At 73.3% G+C, this 16,844-nt stretch carries 16 protein-coding genes and 2 pseudogenes; 9 read left to right on the forward strand and 9 right to left on the reverse strand.

Going from position 1 to position 16,844, the window contains the following annotated elements:
• Position 1: 1 nt before the first annotated feature.
• Entirely contained in the window at positions 2 to 184 is a 183-nt protein-coding gene (locus tag IE153_RS32195) for a hypothetical protein (protein ID WP_189593262.1), read from the forward strand.
• Between the two features lie 148 nt (positions 185 to 332).
• Here IE153_RS32195 and IE153_RS32200 read toward each other — a convergent pair whose 3' ends face one another.
• From IE153_RS32200 to IE153_RS32225, 6 genes are all read right to left on the reverse strand, one after another.
• On the reverse strand, positions 333 to 929 hold the full coding sequence (locus IE153_RS32200; protein WP_189593263.1) for an RNA polymerase sigma factor: 597 nt from the start codon (positions 927 to 929) through the stop codon (positions 333 to 335).
• Between the two features lie 100 nt (positions 930 to 1,029).
• Positions 1,030 to 2,172: a beta-ketoacyl synthase N-terminal-like domain-containing protein gene (locus tag IE153_RS32205; RefSeq protein WP_189593264.1), complete on the reverse strand. Its 1,143-nt coding sequence runs from the start codon at positions 2,170 to 2,172 to the stop codon at positions 1,030 to 1,032.
• Positions 2,169 to 3,392 (reverse strand): beta-ketoacyl-[acyl-carrier-protein] synthase family protein, encoded by a 1,224-nt coding sequence (locus IE153_RS32210; protein ID WP_189593265.1) that lies wholly within the window; start codon positions 3,390 to 3,392, stop codon positions 2,169 to 2,171. Before IE153_RS32210 ends, IE153_RS32205 begins: the two co-directional genes overlap by 4 nt.
• Entirely contained in the window at positions 3,385 to 3,660 is a 276-nt protein-coding gene (locus IE153_RS32215; protein ID WP_189593266.1) for an acyl carrier protein, read from the reverse strand. Before IE153_RS32215 ends, IE153_RS32210 begins: the two co-directional genes overlap by 8 nt.
• A gap of 83 nt (positions 3,661 to 3,743) precedes the next feature.
• Positions 3,744 to 5,024: an NAD(P)/FAD-dependent oxidoreductase gene (locus IE153_RS32220; RefSeq protein ID WP_189593267.1), complete on the reverse strand. Its 1,281-nt coding sequence runs from the start codon at positions 5,022 to 5,024 to the stop codon at positions 3,744 to 3,746.
• Positions 5,021 to 5,890, reverse strand: a complete 870-nt coding sequence (locus IE153_RS32225) for an alpha/beta fold hydrolase (protein ID WP_189593268.1) — start codon at positions 5,888 to 5,890, stop codon at positions 5,021 to 5,023. Before IE153_RS32225 ends, IE153_RS32220 begins: the two co-directional genes overlap by 4 nt.
• 378 nt (positions 5,891 to 6,268) lie before the next feature.
• On the opposite strand from IE153_RS32225, the gene IE153_RS32230 reads away from it, so the two are divergent.
• The 5 genes and pseudogenes from IE153_RS32230 (at position 6,269) to IE153_RS32250 (ending at position 10,422) form a co-directional block, all read left to right on the forward strand.
• A complete protein-coding gene (locus IE153_RS32230) occupies positions 6,269 to 7,069 on the forward strand; it encodes an AfsR/SARP family transcriptional regulator (RefSeq protein WP_189593269.1) in 801 nt (266 codons plus the stop codon).
• 214 nt (positions 7,070 to 7,283) lie between these two features.
• Positions 7,284 to 7,442 (forward strand): annotated as a pseudogene (locus tag IE153_RS32235) (iron-siderophore ABC transporter substrate-binding protein); the annotation flags it as partial.
• Between the two features lie 7 nt (positions 7,443 to 7,449).
• Positions 7,450 to 8,349, forward strand: a pseudogene (locus tag IE153_RS32240) (iron chelate uptake ABC transporter family permease subunit); the annotation flags it as partial.
• A 154-nt stretch (positions 8,350 to 8,503) separates the two neighbouring features.
• Positions 8,504 to 10,003 carry an APC family permease gene (locus tag IE153_RS32245; RefSeq protein ID WP_189593345.1) on the forward strand — a complete coding sequence of 500 codons (1,500 nt, stop codon included), beginning with the start codon at positions 8,504 to 8,506 and terminating at the stop codon, positions 10,001 to 10,003.
• A 2-nt stretch (positions 10,004 to 10,005) separates the two neighbouring features.
• Entirely contained in the window at positions 10,006 to 10,422 is a 417-nt protein-coding gene (locus IE153_RS32250; protein WP_189593270.1) for a universal stress protein, read from the forward strand.
• On the opposite strand, the gene IE153_RS32255 is transcribed toward IE153_RS32250, so the two are convergent.
• Both IE153_RS32255 and IE153_RS32260 read right to left on the reverse strand, forming a co-directional pair.
• On the reverse strand, positions 10,417 to 10,788 hold the full coding sequence (locus IE153_RS32255; RefSeq protein ID WP_189593271.1) for a (2Fe-2S) ferredoxin domain-containing protein: 372 nt from the start codon (positions 10,786 to 10,788) through the stop codon (positions 10,417 to 10,419). The two genes, IE153_RS32250 and IE153_RS32255, sit on opposite strands and share 6 nt — an antisense overlap.
• A gap of 63 nt (positions 10,789 to 10,851) precedes the next feature.
• Entirely contained in the window at positions 10,852 to 12,402 is a 1,551-nt protein-coding gene (locus IE153_RS32260) for an IucA/IucC family protein (protein ID WP_229829278.1), read from the reverse strand.
• Between the two features lie 113 nt (positions 12,403 to 12,515).
• Here IE153_RS32260 and IE153_RS32265 point away from each other — a divergent pair, with 113 nt between their 5' ends.
• From IE153_RS32265 to IE153_RS32275, 3 genes are read left to right on the forward strand one after another with little or no spacing between them, the layout of a single operon-like run.
• On the forward strand, positions 12,516 to 14,009 hold the full coding sequence (locus tag IE153_RS32265) for an IucA/IucC family protein (protein ID WP_189593272.1): 1,494 nt from the start codon (positions 12,516 to 12,518) through the stop codon (positions 14,007 to 14,009).
• Between the two features lie 45 nt (positions 14,010 to 14,054).
• Positions 14,055 to 15,329 carry a VWA domain-containing protein gene (locus IE153_RS32270; RefSeq protein WP_189593273.1) on the forward strand — a complete coding sequence of 425 codons (1,275 nt, stop codon included), beginning with the start codon at positions 14,055 to 14,057 and terminating at the stop codon, positions 15,327 to 15,329.
• A complete protein-coding gene (locus IE153_RS32275) occupies positions 15,329 to 16,120 on the forward strand; it encodes a hypothetical protein (RefSeq protein ID WP_189593274.1) in 792 nt (263 codons plus the stop codon). The genes IE153_RS32270 and IE153_RS32275 overlap by 1 nt, the downstream gene beginning before the upstream one ends.
• Before the next feature lie 69 nt (positions 16,121 to 16,189).
• Here IE153_RS32275 and IE153_RS32280 read toward each other — a convergent pair whose 3' ends face one another.
• Positions 16,190 to 16,816 carry a winged helix-turn-helix transcriptional regulator gene (locus tag IE153_RS32280; RefSeq protein WP_189593275.1) on the reverse strand — a complete coding sequence of 209 codons (627 nt, stop codon included), beginning with the start codon at positions 16,814 to 16,816 and terminating at the stop codon, positions 16,190 to 16,192.
• Between the last annotated feature and the right edge of the window lie 28 nt (positions 16,817 to 16,844).

The raw sequence follows: 16,844 nt of genomic DNA on the forward strand, positions 1-16,844 counted from the left end.
CATGTGGCGCGGCGGCGAGCAGGATCCCTCCGGGGACGAGGAGTGGCTGACGGCGATGGTGCGGGAGGCGGTCGGGGAGGTCCCGCGGCGGCTGCGGGCCGAGGTGGCGAGCTGGCCGGCCCCGTGCGGCGCACCGCTGCACGAACCCTGTGGGTGCCCGGAGCCGGACTCGGCGGATCCCTGACAACGTCACACCTCGCCGGCAACCAACACGCCCCGGGCCCGAAGCCCCTCGGCGAGCCGACGCAGAACGCGGGCGCGCAGCGGGCCGACAGAGCCGCGGGCCATTCCCAACCGGCAGCTCACCTCGTCCCAGCCGAGAACCGACGGCGTCACACCTCGCCGGCAACCAACACGCCCCGGGCCCGAAGCCCCTCGGCGAGCCGACGTAGAGCGCGGGCGCGCAGCGGGCCGACAGAGCCGCGGGCGATGCCCAGCCGGCGGCTCACCTCGTCGTAGCCGGGCGCGGGGTCCGCGCTGAGCAAGGACAGCAGGGCGCGGTCCCGGGCGGGCAGGCCGGACAGCGCGACGAGGACCTCGGAGCGGCGCTCCCGCGAGAGCAGCGCGCCCTCGGGGCCGTGTTCCGCGGCGGGGCGGTCGAGGACCGAGCCATCGCCGACGGGCACGTACCGGGCCGCCCTCTGATACTGCCTGAGGCTCTCCCGCCGGGCGCAGGTCGTGATCCAGGCGGGGAAGCGGTGCGGGGAGTGCAGCCGGGCCAGGCTCTGGTACACCCGCAGCCAGGTGAGCTGGTACACCTCCTCGCAGTCGGCGGGATCCAGGCGGTGTGAGCGGGCCACCGTCCACACCAGCGGTGAGTACTGCTCGACGAGCGCGGCCCACGCCCGCTGGCTTCCCGCCAGGCAGTCGGCGACGAGTTCGGCGGGGGAAGTGGGGGCGGTGCGCGGGGCGTCACAGGAGCGCGGCACGGGAGCGGTGTTTCCTTCCAGCCGTCGGGCAACGAGGGCCGCCTTGGCCGGGGCGGCGGGGTGCCGTGCCGCGGCACGGCACCCGTCGGGGCATCTGGCGTCAGGCGAGTGCGCCGGCCTCCAGGACCGCGCAGCCGACGTTGCCGTCCCGGGCCACCGCGGTGACCAGGGCGAGTTCGCCGGCGGGGGCGGCGGTGTACCGCCACGCGCCGAGCAGTCCGGCGATCTGCAGCACCCCGTCGGCGCCGAAGCACTCGCCGACCGACTCCTTCACGCGGACGTCGCGGCCGGGTGACCGCCCGCCCAGGGCCGCACGCACCGCGCGGTCCTCGATGCGCTCCAGGCCCGTGAGGCCCGTCGCGCCGTACGACACCGCGCCGACCTCCTCGGGCCGCCGGCCGCAGCGCTCCAGGGCCGCGGTGACGACCGAGGCCAGCGCGTCGGCGAGCCGGCCCGGGGGGCCGTATCCCGTCTCGCAGGCGAGGATCCGGGCGAGCACCGGTCGGCCGGCGTCGGAGGCCGTCGGCTCCTGCTCGACCATCAGCATGGCGGCGCCCTCGCCCACGGGCACGTCGACGCCGAGCGCGCCGGAGAGGTGCCAGCCCCAGGCGCTCTGCGCGCAGAACTCCTCCACGCCGCCGACCAGGATGCGGTCGGCGTGTCCCTGACGCAGGGCGTTGCGCGCGTACTTGAGGGACTGGACGCCGGAGAGATGCCCGCCGGCGATCGTGGCGTTCACGCCGTGCAGCCCGTGCCGGATGGCGATCTGGCCGGCCGCGCAGTTCATCACCGTGTTCGGGAAGAGGCTGGGGTTGACCAGATACGGTCGCTCCTGGCGGAGGGTCTCCATGGAGAACTCGCTGGAGCTGCGGATGCTGCCGGTGCTGGTGCCCAGCACGACTCCCGAGCGCTCTCCGGCCCGGCCGGGGTAGGTGTCGAGCGTCAATCGGCAGGCGATCAGGGCCAGTTTGGTCGTGCGGTCCAGGTGGCGGGTGCCCTTGCGGCCGATCAGTTCGGCCACCGGGAGATCGGGGACGACCCGCACCGGCCGGGGCGGCAGGCTCTCCTCGCTCAGTCCCGCGGGGTCGGCGTGCCCGGCGATGCCCTCGGCGACCGCGCGGCCGAGGGCCTCCAGTCCGATGCCCGCGGCGCTCACCGCACCGACCGCGGTGACGGCGAGGGGCGTGGCCGGCGGCAACGGGCCGGCGGCCACGGGGGCCGAAAGGGCTGCGGCCGAGGTCATGCGACCCTCCCGAGGATCGTGATGGCGTTGTTGCCGCCGAAGGCGAAGCCGTGGTTCTCGACGATCCGCGGCCGTGCCGTGCGCGCCCGGCCGGGGATCGGATCGACGCCCGGACCGAGATCGGGGTCGGTGCGCTCGACACCCGCGGTGGGGGGCAGGAAGCCGTCGTACAGCGCCCGGCAGCAGATGAGCGCTCCGAAGCCGCTGGCCGCTCCCATGGTGTGGCCGATCATGGACTTGATGGAGCTGATCGGCGGGAGGCGGTCGCCGAACACCTCGCGTACGGCGGCGACTTCGGTGGCGTCGTTGGTGCGGGTGCCGGTGCCGTGTGCGCAGATGTAGTCGATCTGCGAGGGCTCGACCCCGGCGCTGCGATGGGCCGCGCGGATGCAGGCCGCGATGCTCGTCGGGTCCGGGTGCACCATGTGCTCGGCGTCGCAGTTGACGCTGTAGCCCAGCACCTCGGCGTAGATGCGGGCGCCGCGCGCGACGGCCCGCTCGTACGGTTCGAGGAGCAGTGCGACCCCGCCCTCGGCGGTGAGGATGCCGCTGCGGTCGGCGTCGAAGGGCCGGCAGACCTCCTCGGCGAGGGCGCCGAGCCGGTAGAACCCGGCGTGCGCCCAGCGGTTGAGCGAGTCCGCGCCGCCCGCCAGCATGTACTCGGCGTCGCCGTCGGCGACCATGTCGAACGCGTAGCCCAGGGCGTAGTTGCTCGCCGAGCAGGCGGTGGCCAGGGTCAGCGCCTCCCCGGTCAGGCCGAGTTCGCTGTTGACGGCGGCGGCGATCCGGCCCGCCGGTACCGAGCCGACCACGTCCGGCGGCAGGGCCTTGAGGCCGTCGGCGGCCCAGGCGCCGACGAGTTCCTCGATGACGGCGGACTCGCCGCTCGTGGTGCCCATCACCGAGCCGGCCCGGGTACGGGCCAGGTCCTCGGCGGCCAGTCCCGCGTCCTGGACCGCGAGCCGGGCGGCCGAGGCCGCGAACTGGCCGCTGCGGCCCCAGTGCGCGGGGTCGATGCGCTCCAGCCACCGGCGGGGCTCGAAGTCGTGGACCTCACCGGCGTGGACGTGCGGGAACCCGCTGGGGTCGAAGGACCGTACGGGGGAGGTGGTGCGTCGCCCGGCCCGGATGGACGCGGTGAACTCGTCCGCGCCGATGCCCGCACTGCTCACCGCGCCGAGGCCGGTGACGACCACCCGGCGTGCGCCGCGCTCAGACATCGCGGGCCTCCTTCAGGCTTCGGGACACCACGGCGCGCACCCCGTCGAGATTGGTCATCTCGGTCAGGTCGTCCTGCGGGATGGTGACACCGAGGTCCTTCTCGATGCGGGCCAGGATCTCGATGGCGAGCAGCGAGTCGGCGTCGTGGTCGTCGATGAAGCTGCTGGTGTCGGTGAGTTCCTCGGGCTCCAGCTCCAGGACCTCGATGACGATCGCGCGGAGGACTCCGTCCTGCTCGGCGGTGAGGACGGAAGCGGTGCTGGCCATGGTGGCTGCCTTTCGTGAGGGGAGCGTGGTGGGGTGCGTGCGGAACGCTTCGTGGCGGGACCGGCCCAGGCAGGCGGCGGATGTCAGCGCAGCGGGCCCGCGTCGGCCACCGCGGGTCGGGTGGACGCGCCGCGGTGACGGAGGTTGACCGCCGAGGCCCGGGCCAGGGCCACCGGGTTGAGGAACCGCAGGGGGCCGATGAGGCGGGAGGCGAACATGTGCATGTGCCGGGCCATGGCGTCGTCGCGGGCCGCGGCCGAGAACATCAGCCTCTCGAAGGGGTTGAACGGACGGGACGTGGCGTAGTCGGCCGCGAGGTGCTGGTGCCCGGCCAGGGCCTTGCGGTGCCGGCGCCGGTAGGCGTCGAGGGCGGCGGAGAGGTCCCCGCGTCCGGTCACCGCGTCGCCCACCGTCTCGGCGAGCCACTGCCCGGACTGCAGGGCCCAGCCGCAGCCGACGCCCCACAGCGGGTCGCCGCACAGGGCGGCGTCGCCGACGAGGGCGACACCGGGGGCGGTCGGACGCCTGCTGTGCAGGGGGTAGTTGACGGTTCCGGTGATCTTGGTGATGCGCTGGGCGAGGTCGATCGGCGGTGCCTGCGGCAGGTCCCGGACGAACTGCAGGAAGCTGCCCTCCAGATCGTCCCGGAAGGCGGGCAGGCGCTTCTTGTCGGGGATCACCGCGACCACGGTGACGCCGTCGTCGTTCGGCATGGCGTAGGCCATGTCCGGCTCGAGGAACCAGGAGTGGGTGATGCCGTCCTTCAGTGGCAGGTCCCGGAAGTGCGCGAAGTAGCTGAACCGGCCATTGGCGTGGGTGCGGCCGGGCACGCCGGCGAGCCGGGCGACGGCCGAGTCCTTGCCGTCCGCGCCGACGACGAGCCGGGCGCGGATCTCGCTCTCGCCCTCGTCCCGGTGGGCGACGCGCACACCCACCGCACGGCCGCCCTCCTTCACCAGCCCGGTCACGGCGTGCCCGAGCAGCAGGTCGACGCCCGGGGTCTCGGCCGCGCGGCCGCGCATCATCGGGTCGAGGGTGCTGCGCCGCACGTTGTAGGCGTACGGCAGCTCCGGACCACCGGGGGACGCCTTGGGTTCGATCCAGCCCCAACGCGTGTACCAGCGGGCCTCGTTGCGCACCGCACCGGCCTTCTCCAGTTCCTCGATCAGGTCGAGTTCGGCGAGCACCGGGTAGGCGCACGGCTGGAGGTAGTGGGTGCACAGCACCTTGTGGGCGGCGGGGTCGGAGCGGCGCTCCAGCAGGGCGACCCGGGCTCCGCGCCGGGCCAGCAGCATGGCGGCGGTCGTGCCGGCGATGCTGGCTCCGCTGATGACGACGTCGTACGAACGGTTCTGCAGGGTCATGCGCTGACTGCCTCCGTGTCGGGCTCGTACAGGCCGAGCCGGCCGAGGAATTCGACGATGTGCGCCGCGACCGCGTCCGGCGCCTGGACCTGGCAGAAGTGCCCGAAGGACGGATCCTGCCGGGCCTCGGCGGCGGGGATGCGCCGCAGGAGTTCGCGCACCGCCTCCGGCGGCGCGGACGGGTCGTGCTGACCGCTGACCAGGCGCACCGGGGAGTTGATCCGGTGCAGCGGGAGCTCCGCCGCGCGGGCGAGCGTGGCGTAGAACTGCAGGAAGCCGTGCGGTTCCACGCGCTCCCTGACCTTGCCGGTCATCGCCTCGACGATGTCCGCGGGCACGGTCGCGGCGCGCCGTCCGAGCCGGCCGCGCAGTCCCTCGCCGAGCACGCCGCGGAAGCGCCGTACGGCCTCCGCATAGAACTCCGGGTCCAGGGGCCGGTCGTGCGGCCGGTAGACGGGGGCGACGAGGACGGCCGGCGGCTGGTGGACGGCGCTCCTGCGGGCGAGCAGGTCCAGCAGGGTCGTGGCACCGAACGAGTGGGCGACGATGACGTCGGGCCGGTCCGGCACCATGGCAAGGGCCCTTTCCAGCCAGAGAGCCGATCCGCCTTCGTCCGCCCAGCGGTGGGACGATCCGGAGGACCAGGGCAGTTGGAGGGCGTACAGGCGCAGGTGTGCGGGGAGCCGCCGGGCCAGGGGTGACCAGGTGTCGGGGCCGTCCTCGAAACCGTGCACCAGCACGAGCGCCGCAGCGCCGGGAGAGGCCGTCGGCCGCTCCAGCACGCGCAACGACTCGCCGCCCACCACACGCTCGGTGACCAGCCGCCATGCCTCACCCTGCGGTGAGCCGCGGTCTGCCAACAACACTCGCATCACTCCTAGAGCGGGCCCCGGGAGGCGTCCCGGCGGGATCGGACGCCGCCAAAACTACGAAGTCCTGCCACCCGGGCGGGAGTTGCGTAGCGTGATCGTGGAGCCACGCTTTAGAACGGCTTTGGAACGCCTTGCGGAAGAAGTAGCTCCATTTAGAAGGTGTGCCAGATGGGCGCGGTGTTCCGGGAGTTCACCCGACTGCGCCAAGAAGGAGTCAAGGACGGGGAAACCGATCCGGGAAGGAAGCGGGCAATGCCCTGGTGCGGCCAAGGTCAAGACTTGGCCACTCGTCCGATCGTCGTTGACAGCCAAGAAGCGGATTTCTAGGCTCGACTAAGTGGTAAGTAACCACTAACCAAAACGGGGGATAGCATGGACATTTGCATACTCGGACCTTTCGATGCGCGCATATCGGGCATAAGACTCACACCCACCGCGGCCAAACCCGCCAAGCTGCTCGCCCTGCTGGCCGTCGAGAAGGGACGCACGGTCGCCTTGGACGATTGCATCCGCGAGTTGTGGCCCGGCCGCGTGCCCCGCACAGCCAACGCCGCGATCCACACCTACGTCAGCAAGCTCCGCGAGACACTCACCGCCGCCGCACCCGGCACGGATCCCAAGTCGGTACTCCGGACCAGGCCGGGCGGGTACACCCTGACCCCGCACGCGTGGAGCAGCGACCAGGAGGAATTCGGACGGCTGGCCGAGCGCGGCCACCGGGCCGCAGCGGCCGGTGACGACGCGGCGGCCTCCGCCCAGTTCCGGCGCGCGCTCGCACTCTGGAAGGGCACGGCGCTGTCCAATGTCGAGGCCGGCCCTCTGCTGGAGCTGCGCCGCACCGAGCTGGAGGAGCGCCGCAAGTCCGCGTACGAGCGCTGCGTCGCCGCGGAGTTGCGCCTGGGCAGGCACTACGAACTGCTGGGCGAGCTGGTCGCCCAGACCGCGGTCGACCGGACGAACGAACAGCTGCACGCCCACCTGATGCTCGCCCTGTACCGCGTCGGCCGGCGCGTCCAGGCCCTGCAGGTGTACCGCAATCTGCGCCACCAGCTGGTGAAGGAACTCGGCCTGGAACCCTCCCCCGGCATCCAGGCCCTCCAGCGCGCGATCCTCTCCGCGGACCGCTCCCTCCACCACGCCTGGACTCCCGAACAGGACCGCAGGACGGCGTAGGCCCACGGCAGACAGCACCCGGACCCGGCCGGGCAAGCGGCCGGGTCCACCGTCCTGCGCCTCGACGCCGCCGATCCCCGCCCGCGGTCTTGGCCGCGGGTGTATCCGGCGGCGGGTGCGCATGCTCTGTGTCATGGGAGCGCGGCGTGCCGGGCCGTTCGGAGCACCGTTCCGGACGGCCCGGTCCGCCCGTCCGACGGCGATCACTCACCTCCCGTTCTCCGGGCAGCTGAAGAAGAACGCCGTGTGGACCTCCCTGCCGTTCGTGAAGGCGGACAAGGTGCACCGGCTGCCCGACGGCATCTGGATGTTCGGCGGTCCCGGGTCGATGGAGGCGTACATCGACGCCCTCGTCGGCGCGCTGACGAAGTAGCGGAGTCATGGCCGTCACCGAAGCGCCCCCTGCCACCCGTCCGCCCGCGGCCGCGTCCCGGACCGGTGCGGCCGCGGTGACGGCCGCTCTCGTCCTCCTGGTCGCCGCCCTGGCCGTCGTCGACATCACCCAGGGCACCGCCGCCGTCGGACCGGGACAGGTCCTCAAGGCCCTCACCGGGCAGGCCGATCCGGGCGACGCCTCCGTGGTCGTCGCCTCCCGGCTGCCGCGGATGACCGCCGGCATCCTGGTCGGCGTCGTCCTCGGCATCGCCGGGGCCGTCCTGCAGGCCGTCAGCCGCAACGTGCTCGCCTCGCCCGACACCCTCGCAGTGAACGCCGGTTCGTACCTGGCCCTCGGGCTGGTCGGCGCGAGCGGCGTCTCCCTGCCGCTGCTCGCCTCCTCCGGAGTGGCCTTCGCCGGCGGACTGGCGGCCGCGGCCGTCGTGCTCGCCCTGTCCGGCCTCGGCACGGGCACCGTACGGCTGGTCCTCGCCGGCACCGCGCTCGCGCTCGGCCTGAACTCCGTGACGGAAGGGCTGCTGCTGTTGTTCCCGCAGCAGACCGAGGGCCTCTACCAGTGGAACCAGGGCAGCATCGGCCAGAACGGCTTCGACGGTGTCCTGCAGATGCTGCCCGTCGCCCTGATCGGGCTCGTCGGGCTGCTGCTGGTCGCCCGCCGGGTCGACGCGCTCGCCCTCGGGGACGACGCGGCACGCGGTCTGGGCGTCCCGGTGCGGGCCACCCGCGTCACGGTGGTGGTCCTGGCGGCACTGCTGTCCGCGGCGGCGGTCACGCTCGCCGGGCCCATCGGCTACGTCGGACTGTGCGCCCCCGCGCTGGTCCGTCCGCTCGCCCGCCGGTTCCGGGGCTTCGTGCGCGCCCGGGCGGTCCTGCCCGTGGCCGGGCCGGCCTGATGACCGCGGTGATCGGCACGCCGTACTTCCTGCACCTGCTGGTCCGCAGTCGGAGGGCGACATGAAGCCCTGAATGGCCATCAATGGGCTAATCACCCCGAAGGTCCCTGTTGTATGGATGCACACACAACGGGAGCGAGGGAGCATGGCCAAGGACATCACGGACGCGGGCCCGCCCCCGGAGGCGAGCCTGAAGCCCAACGCGATCGGGTTCGTCGACGCGCTGGTCATCGGGCTCAACGCGACCTCCCCCGCGTACTCCGTGGCAGCGGTCATCGGCCCGATCGTGGCGCTGGTGGGCATCTACGCCCCGGGGGTGATGCTCGCGTCGTTCGTGCCCATGCTGCTGATCGCGTCGGCGTTCTACTACCTCAACAAGGTCGACCAGGACTGCGGCACGACGTTCTCCTGGGTCACCCGCGCCATGGGACCGTGGGCGGGCTGGCTCGGCGGCTGGGCCATCACGATGACGGGCGTCCTGGTGGTCGGGTCGCTCGCGGACGTCGCCGTGACGTTCTTCCTGCTCGCCGTCGGCCTGGACAGCTGGGCCGACAACGACGTGGTGCGCCAGGTGCTGACGGTGCTTCTCATCCTGGTGATGACGGCCGTCTGCGTGATCGGCACCGAGATCTCGGCCAAGGTGCAGAACGTCCTCATCCTGGCCCAGGTCGTCTGCCTGCTCGCCTTCGCCGTGGTGGCGCTCTACCGCGTCTACGCCGACACCGGCACCCTCGACTCCATCGACCCGAAGTTCAACTGGCTCTCCCCGTTCGGAGCCGGCGGGGCGTCACTGACCGCGTCCCTGCTGCTGGGCGTGTTCATCTACTGGGGGTGGGAGTCCGCGGTCAACCTCACCGAGGAGGTCGAGGACTCGGCCACCGCCCCCGGCAAGGCGGCCGTCTGGTCGACGGTGCTGCTGCTGGTGACCTACATCGCGGTCGCCTACGCGGTCGTGGCCTACGCGGGGACGGACTACCTCGCCGAGAACGCGGCGGAGGAGGAGTTCATCTTCGCCCTGCTCGCCGAGGAGGCCATGGGCGGCTGGGACTGGGTCGTGCTGCTGGCGGTCTCGACGTCCGCCCTCGCCTCGACCCAGACGACGATCATCCCCGCGTCCCGCACGGGCCTGTCCATGGCACGCCGGCATGCCCTGCCCGCGCACTTCGGCCGCATCCACCCGCGGTTCCGCACCCCCGACGTGAGCACCTGGTGGGTCGCCGGCATCGCCATCGCCTGGTACCTCGTCCTCTTCCACATCAGCGAGAACGCCCTCTTCGACTCCCTCACCGCCCTGTCCCTGCTGATCGCCTTCTACTACGCGCTCACGGGCCTGGCCTGCGCGGTCTACTACCGCCGTCAACTGACCCGCAGCGCCCGCAACTTCTTCCTGATCGGCCTCGGCCCGCTGATCGGCGCGGGGCTGCTGGCGTGGCTGCTGGTGGAATCCGTGACGGACATGTCCGACCCCGAGAACTCCTACAGCGGTGTCTCGTGGTTCGGGCTCGGTCCGCCGCTCGTCATCGGCATCGGCATCGCCGTGGCGGGCGTGGTTCTGATGGTCGTGTGGCGTCTGATGGCGCCCGCCTTCTGGTCGGAACACCCGAGCGTGGTCGACCCGGCCCTCGTCGACGGCAAGGAGTCCTGAAGATGTCGGTGGTCCTCGGATACGACGAGTCCCCGGGCGCCCTGCAGGCCCTGCGCGTGGCCATCGAGGTGGCGACCGCCTACGACGAACCCCTGGTGATCGTCTACGGCGTCGCCGCCCCCGGCGTCACGGGCGAGGAGTACGGCGCTCACCACGAGGCCGTCCGCGAGGCAGGCAACACCGCGCTGAGCCATGCGGTCCGGGTGGCCGAGGAGGCCGGTGTCCGGACGTCGGTGGAGCTCATCGACGAGAAGCCCGCGCAGGCGCTGATCGAGGCGGCGGCCCGCCATGGCGCCCGGGTCATCGTGGTGGGCACCTGGGGTGAGAGCCCGGTGCGCGGGGCGCTGCTGGGCTCGACTCCGCACAAGCTGCTGCACCTGTCGAGCGTGCCGGTGCTGTGCGTGCCCGCCGTGTCATGAGCCCTCGGAGCGGCGCCGCGCGAGCGGGGTGAAGACGTACAGGTCGAGGATGTCGGGCAGGGGCGCGACGCCGGGACCGCCCTCCCGGACCCAGGAGACGACGTCCTCGGTCGCCGCCGGGTCGTTGACCAGGCCCAGCCACACCGGCCGGCCCCCGGCGGCCCGGCCCTCGGCGGAGGGCTGGACGACGATGACGTTGGCCTGGTCGCAGACGTCGAGGCAGTCGGAGACGCGCACCGGTGCCGCTTCGCGCAGGCGCTCGGTCTGGGCGGCGTGATCGACGCCGGTGACCTTGGGACTGCCGCAGCAGCAGTCCCGGCAGACGACGACGCGGCAGGGGACCCCTGCGTCCGGCTTCGCGGACATGCCGCACCCTCCCTCTCCAGCCGTTGTGATCATCATTTCACGCGGAGGTCCGGCCCCGAGGGGTCAGGTCCCGTCCGCGAGCGGGTTGGGCAGCGGCCGGTAGCGGGCGTCGGCGCCGTCCGCGCCGGTCCAGCGCAGCAGCAGGTTGGTCTTGGCGGGCAGGGTCGGTGAGGTGAGCAGGGCGGGGATCTCGGGGAGGTCGTGGCGGGCGAACGCGCGGCGGGCGGCGGGCCAGGGGCCGAAACCGGGGTGTCGTTCGGTGAGGGCGCCGGCGATCTCGACGAGGTGGTTGACGACGAGGCAGTACACGAGCCGCTCCCAGCCGGCCTGCCGCGTCACGTCCGGCAGCAGTTTCACGCCCTCGGCGTCCCGGTACAGCGCCTGCACCGGCAGGCCGTCGGCGTCGACGGCGACCAGGGTGTTCTGCAGGTGGGCCTCGATGACGACGCCGTGCTCGGCGAACGCCGTCAGCGCCGGGGGCACGACCTGGGCCAGATAGGCCTCCCACCAGGCAGCGGGGTCGGGGGTCCGGTCGAGCGGGCTGCCGTCGAAGCCCTCGACGAGTCCGGCGGCGAGCAGCGGGGTCGCGCCGGGCAGGAGGTGATCGCCGAAGCCGTCGCGGACGAGGACGGCGAGGGCCTCGAAGGCGAAGTCGGCGGTGCGGTACCCGCGGTCGCCGAGCCAGGCCGGGGGCCCGTCGAACGCCGCGAAGGCGGCGCAGACCGCCCCGTCCGTCCGGCGCAGGGCGAGCAGGTCGTGGCGCCACAGCCGGCGGATGTCGTTGGTGATGCGCACGTCGAGGCTGAACTTGAGGAAGAGGTCGTGCCCGGGCGTGTAGAGCGTGCGGATCGCGGCCGTGGGCCAGGTGTCGAAGGCGGTCGTGCCGAGCCGGATCAGTCTGCCGTCCGCGAAGGCGGCGGCGAGTTCGGGGGCGGCCAGGTCGAGCTGCCAGGGGTGGGCCGGGAGCAGGCGGTAGCCGGGCGGGGCCGTGCCGAGGGCGTCGAGGGCGGAGGTGTCGCCCTCCTCGACGACGGTGTCCTCACGGAGCCCGAGCAGGGCCATCGGGAAGCGGGCGTACGCCTCGGGCGCGTACGGCAGCCAGGCGGCGGCCGGCCCGCCGCCGCGCGCCTTGGGGGCCGGGTGGTGGGTGTGGCCGGTGAGGAGGGACTGCTCGGAGCGCCGGTAGAGGTCCTCGGGCGGGGTGGCCCGGGTGCGGGCGGCGAGCAGGGCGGCCACGGCCTCCCGGCTGTCGAGCATCTCGGCGGGCAGTTCATGGTTGGACGACCCGGTGTGCCGGCGCAGTTCCTCGGCGACGAGTTTGACCAGCTCGGTGTGGCCGACGCGGTGCCAGGCGCCCGCCCGGTGGATTTCCGGTTCGGCGGGCCGCCGGGTGCCGCGCACCCGCAGCAGGCGGTCCCCGCCGGGCAGCCGGTAGACGTGGTGTTCGCCCTCCTGACGCACCGGCCGGGCCACCTCCCGCAGCAGGCAGTTCAGCAGGGGCACGGCGGCGTACGCGTCGGCGAGCGCGCCGACAGACGGGCCGTCGCCGAGGCCGGAGTCGCCGTGGGCCGAGTCGTCGTCGGCGGGCGGGGGCATGAGGTCCACGCGTTCCACTCGTCCCTACGGTCCTTCCAGCGTTCCGGGCGGAGATGATCAGTATGTCGGTCGTCGCCACTGCGCTGTGACATCCCTGTTCGTACCCGCATTCGTACCCGAGGAGCCCGCCCGTGCACCGTCCCCCCACCGCCGAGACCGAGGTCGCCGACGAGCTGTCCGTCGCGCGGCCCGGTCTGCCGGCGCGGTACGAGGCCGAACTGCCCGGCGCCCGGGCGGCCGTGCTGTCCCGGCTGTGGCGCGGTCTCGCCCACGATCCACTGCCCTGGGTCGCCAGCCGCGAGCAGGGCGGGGACGGGCTGACGCTGTCCCTGCCGGACGGGCGCCGGCTGCACGGCCCCCGGCCGGATCCGTACGCGACCGGCGCGTACGTCACCGTCGTACGGCTGGACGAGAAGGCCTACGAGGATCCGGCGCGGCTGATGACGGACCTCGCCGTACCGCACTCCGCCTCCTTCGCCGCCGAACTCGGGCACAGCGTCGCCTCGTTGGCGCTGTCGCGAGCGGGGCAGGAGGGCGCTCGGGGCGACTGGCCGGAGCACGACTGGGAGTGGGAGCAGCGGATCGTCGACGGGCATCCGTTCCATCCGACGTGCCGGTCCCGGCCGGGCTTCTCGGTGGCCGAGCAGCTCGCCTACGGGCCCGAGCACCGGCCGGTCGTGGAGCTGGGACTGGTGCCGGTGCGGGCGGAGGAGTGCCTGGTGACGGGCGTGTGGCCGGGCGAGCTGCGGGACGGGGGGCGGGTGGTGCTGCCGGTGCACCCGTGGCAGGCGGCGCATGTGCTGAAGCGGACGTGCGAGGAGCGGAGTCCCGCGCATCCGCTGATGTCCCTGAGGACGCTGGCGCTGCCCGGCGGGCCGCATGTGAAGACCTCGCTGAGCGCCCGGCTGACGTCCTCGGTGCGGGACATCTCCCTGCCCTCGGTCGCCGCGTCGGCGACGCTGTCGGACTTCGCGGGGGTGCCCGCGGCGCGCACGGACGGCCTGCTGCACGTCACGCGCACCCTGGGCGCGGCGGCGGCCGGTTCCCCGGACTTCGCGGCCGTCCTGCGGGAGTCCCCGCAGACGTACGCGGGCAGCGGTGAGCGGGTCCTGCCGGTGGCGGCGCTCGCCACCACGGACCTGCCCGGCTCTCCCGCCTGGATGGCCGGTTTCACCCGGCTCGCCCTCACCGTCGGGCTGCGGCTGCTGGAGCTGGGCGTGGCGCTGGAGGCACACGGCCAGAACCTCCTGGTGGTCCTCTCCGCGACGGGCGAGCCGCTGCGGCTGGTCTACCGCGACCTGGCCGACATCCGCGTCAGCCCGGCCCGCCTCGCCCGGCACGGCATCACGGTGCCCGAGCTGCCCGCCCGTATGGTCACCGACGACGAACGCGCGCTGCGCCGCAAGCTCTTCGGCTCGCTCGTGGCGGGCGCGCTGGCCGGCACAGCCGGCTCGGGCCCGGCACTCGCGGCGGCGCTGGAGACGGCCGTACGGGACCTGCCGCGCACCCCCGACCTCGCGGCGCTGTGCGCCGATCCGCTGCCCACGAAGGCGCTGACGCTGATGCGGCTCTCGCCGCAGACGCCCGGGGACCAGTGGGCGCACCTGCCCAATCCGCTGCGGTGAACCGGCGTTTTGGAGCCGGAGCGGGGTGATCACTAGGATCCGGCGATGATCATAAGAACACGGCTGGCGGCAGGGGTCTGTACCCTGCTCGCCGCGCTGACGGCCGGGCTCGCCTTCCCGGCCGGGGCGGCCGCCGGTGAACCCACGGGCCAGGACGCCCCCAAGGTCGATCTCGTCCTCGATGTGAGCGGCTCGATGCGGGCGCGGGACATCGACGGCCAGTCGCGCATGGCCGCCGCCAAGCAGGCGTTCAACGAGGTGCTCGACGCGACGCCGGAGGAGGTCGAGCTCGGCATCCGCACCCTCGGCGCCGACTACCCGGGGGACGACCGGAAGACGGGCTGCAAGGACACCGCGCAGCTCTACCCGGTCGGCCCGCTCGACCGCACCGAGGCCAAGACGGCCGTCGCCACGCTCACCCCGACGGGCTGGACGCCGATCGGCCCGGCCCTGCTGAAGGCGGCCGGCGACCTGGACGGCGGTGACGGCTCCAAGCGCATCGTGCTGATCAGCGACGGCGAGGACACCTGCGCTCCGCTCGACCCGTGCGAGGTGGCCCGCGAGATCGCGGCCAAGGGCATCGGCCTGACCATCGACACCCTGGGCCTGGTCCCGACCGCCAAGCTGAGCCGGCAGTTGAGCTGCATCGCCGAGGCCACCGGCGGCACCTACACCTCGGTCGAGCACCAGGACGAACTCACCGACCGGGTGAACCAGTTGGTGGACCGGGCGGCGGATCCGGTGGTGACGCCGGTGGCGACCGAGGGGACGGACCGGTGCGCCGGGGCGCCGACGCTGAAGTCGGGCCTGTACACCGACCGCGAGGAGTTCGGGCAGCAGCGCTGGTACCGCGTGGAGGTCCTGCCGGGGCAGGAGCTGCGCGCCTCGGTGAGCGTCGCGGCGGACCGGGCCGTGAGCCCCGGCTACGGCGTGCTGATGCGGGCCGTGACGTCCAAGGGCCGCGAGATCGTGCGCGGCGAGGCGGCGGGCAACGGCCGCACGGACGTGATCTCGACCGGGCTGAGGTACCCCGAGCCCGAGCGTGACGACGCCGACGGCGACAAGCCGGCCCCGGAGACCGTGTGCCTGGCCGTCACCCACTCCTTCTCGGCGGCCTCCGGCGTGAAGGCCACGCCCGGTCTGCCGCTGGAGCTGACCGTGGACATCGTGGACGCCCCGAGCCAGGCGGGCGACGTGGCCGCCTTCGGTCTCGGCCGCGGCTGGTGGCTGCTCGGCGTGCTGATCCTCACCGGCTTCCTGGCCGGTCTCGTCTGGGGCTGGCTGTCGCGCTGGCGGGTCGCGGTCTGGAGGACCAACTGATGCGAGTGGCACGAGCGTTGAGCGCGGGGTTGCTGACCCTCGGTCTGGCGGCCGCCCCGGCCGCGGCCGACGCCTCACCGAGTCCGTCGCCGGACGACACCTCGGCCCCCACACAGGCCGGCACGTCGTTCCGTACGGCCACGGAGATCGAGCAGGGGCAGCAGGCCACGGCGAGCGGCTCCACGGGCGACTACCTGTACTGGTCGTTCCCCGCCGACACCGGGCAGCGCCCCACGGTCGAGGCGACGGTGAAGCTGCCGGAGACCCATGCCTCGCAGACCTGGCAGATCGACGTGTACGACGGTCTGCGCCGCCGCCAGGCGTGCCAGTACGGGGCGCAGACGCGCACCGCGGGGGCGGGCACGTCCTCCGTCGAACTGGCCTGCGTGCTGCGCACGGTCCGCGCCTGGTCGGAGCCGTGGGCCAACGACCCACTGCCGGGCACCTATTACGTCCGGCTGACCGCCACCGGCGTCGCCACCGCCGACCTGGGTCTCCCGGTCGGCAGCGAGGTGCGGGTGGACTCCAAGGACATCGGCGGATCCGCGGCGGTGGACGGCTCACTGGCCGAGCCGCTGGTGCCGGGCGTCGCCACGAAGCCCGAGGAGGAGCAGGAGAACGCTGCGGTGCTGGCCGGCCTCGAACCCGAGGACGGCTGGGCGTCCGGCTGGTGGTCGGACCGGTGGGTGTGGACCGCGCTCGGCGGAATCCTGGCCGCCCTCGCGGGAGTCGGCGGGTACGCCCTGACGCGCGGGACGGGACGGCCGTCCCGGGTGCCGCCGGGAGCCTGACCGGCCCTCACCAGGCCGGTTTGACCACCTGATCACCCCTCAGAAGGCCCGCCGACCGCGGGCCTTCTGTCATGTCTCGCGCAGCGCCTTGGCCAGCGTGCCCTCGCCGCTCACCTCGACCCGGCCCTCCCCCACGGCCCGGGCCAGAGTCAGCTCCCCCCGGCCGAGGGCCGTGCACGTGGCGGTGTCCAGGACCAGCCGGGCGTCCGGCTCCCCCGGAGCGGGCCCGTCGCCGTACACGGGCCCGTCCTCGGCACCGGCGTACAGATGGAACAGGCCTTCCTCCAGACGGACTTCGACGAGCCCCTCGCCGTCCAGCAGGCGCAGCAGCGGCAGGGCGAACCAGTGGGCCCGGACCGCGTCCGTCGGCCGGCGTTCCCCGAGTTCGGCCTGCCCCCACTCCCCCAGCGCCTGCAGCACGGGCAGCAACTCGCGTCCGCGAGGCGTGACTTCGTACACGTACGCCGCACCGGGGGGCGGCAGCCGGCGCCGGGTCGCGAGGCCGTCGCGCTCCATGTCCTTCAGCCGCGAGGCGAGGACGTCGGTGCTGACGCCGGGCAGGTCCGCGTGCAGGTCGGTGTAGCGCCGGGGACCGGCGAGGAGCTCCCGGACGATCAGCAGGGTCCAGCGGTCACCGACGACGTCGAGCGCGCGGGCGGCGGAGCAGTACTGGTCGTAGCTTCGGCGAGGTGGCATGCGACGCAGTCTAGACAAGTTGTTGGAC

This window comes from Streptomyces massasporeus, assembly GCF_014648995.1.
Classification (GTDB): Bacteria; Actinomycetota; Actinomycetes; order Streptomycetales; family Streptomycetaceae; genus Streptomyces; species Streptomyces massasporeus.

Excerpts from the sequence above, each read along its gene's own strand:
- IE153_RS32195 (WP_189593262.1), top strand. The coding sequence starts at position 2 with ATGTGGCGCGGCGGCGAGCAGGATCCCTCCGGGGACGAGGAGTGGCTG.
- IE153_RS32205 (WP_189593264.1), bottom strand. The coding sequence starts at position 2,172 with ATGACCTCGGCCGCAGCCCTTTCGGCCCCCGTGGCCGCCGGCCCGTTG.
- IE153_RS32210 (WP_189593265.1), bottom strand. The coding sequence starts at position 3,392 with ATGTCTGAGCGCGGCGCACGCCGGGTGGTCGTCACCGGCCTCGGCGCG.
- IE153_RS32215 (WP_189593266.1), bottom strand. The coding sequence starts at position 3,660 with ATGGCCAGCACCGCTTCCGTCCTCACCGCCGAGCAGGACGGAGTCCTC.
- IE153_RS32220 (WP_189593267.1), bottom strand. The coding sequence starts at position 5,024 with ATGACCCTGCAGAACCGTTCGTACGACGTCGTCATCAGCGGAGCCAGC.
- IE153_RS32230 (WP_189593269.1), top strand. The coding sequence starts at position 6,269 with ATGGACATTTGCATACTCGGACCTTTCGATGCGCGCATATCGGGCATA.
- IE153_RS32245 (WP_189593345.1), top strand. The coding sequence starts at position 8,504 with ATGGCCAAGGACATCACGGACGCGGGCCCGCCCCCGGAGGCGAGCCTG.
- IE153_RS32250 (WP_189593270.1), top strand. The coding sequence starts at position 10,006 with ATGTCGGTGGTCCTCGGATACGACGAGTCCCCGGGCGCCCTGCAGGCC.
- IE153_RS32255 (WP_189593271.1), bottom strand. The coding sequence starts at position 10,788 with ATGTCCGCGAAGCCGGACGCAGGGGTCCCCTGCCGCGTCGTCGTCTGC.
- IE153_RS32270 (WP_189593273.1), top strand. The coding sequence starts at position 14,055 with ATGATCATAAGAACACGGCTGGCGGCAGGGGTCTGTACCCTGCTCGCC.
- IE153_RS32275 (WP_189593274.1), top strand. The coding sequence starts at position 15,329 with ATGCGAGTGGCACGAGCGTTGAGCGCGGGGTTGCTGACCCTCGGTCTG.
- IE153_RS32280 (WP_189593275.1), bottom strand. The coding sequence starts at position 16,816 with ATGCCACCTCGCCGAAGCTACGACCAGTACTGCTCCGCCGCCCGCGCG.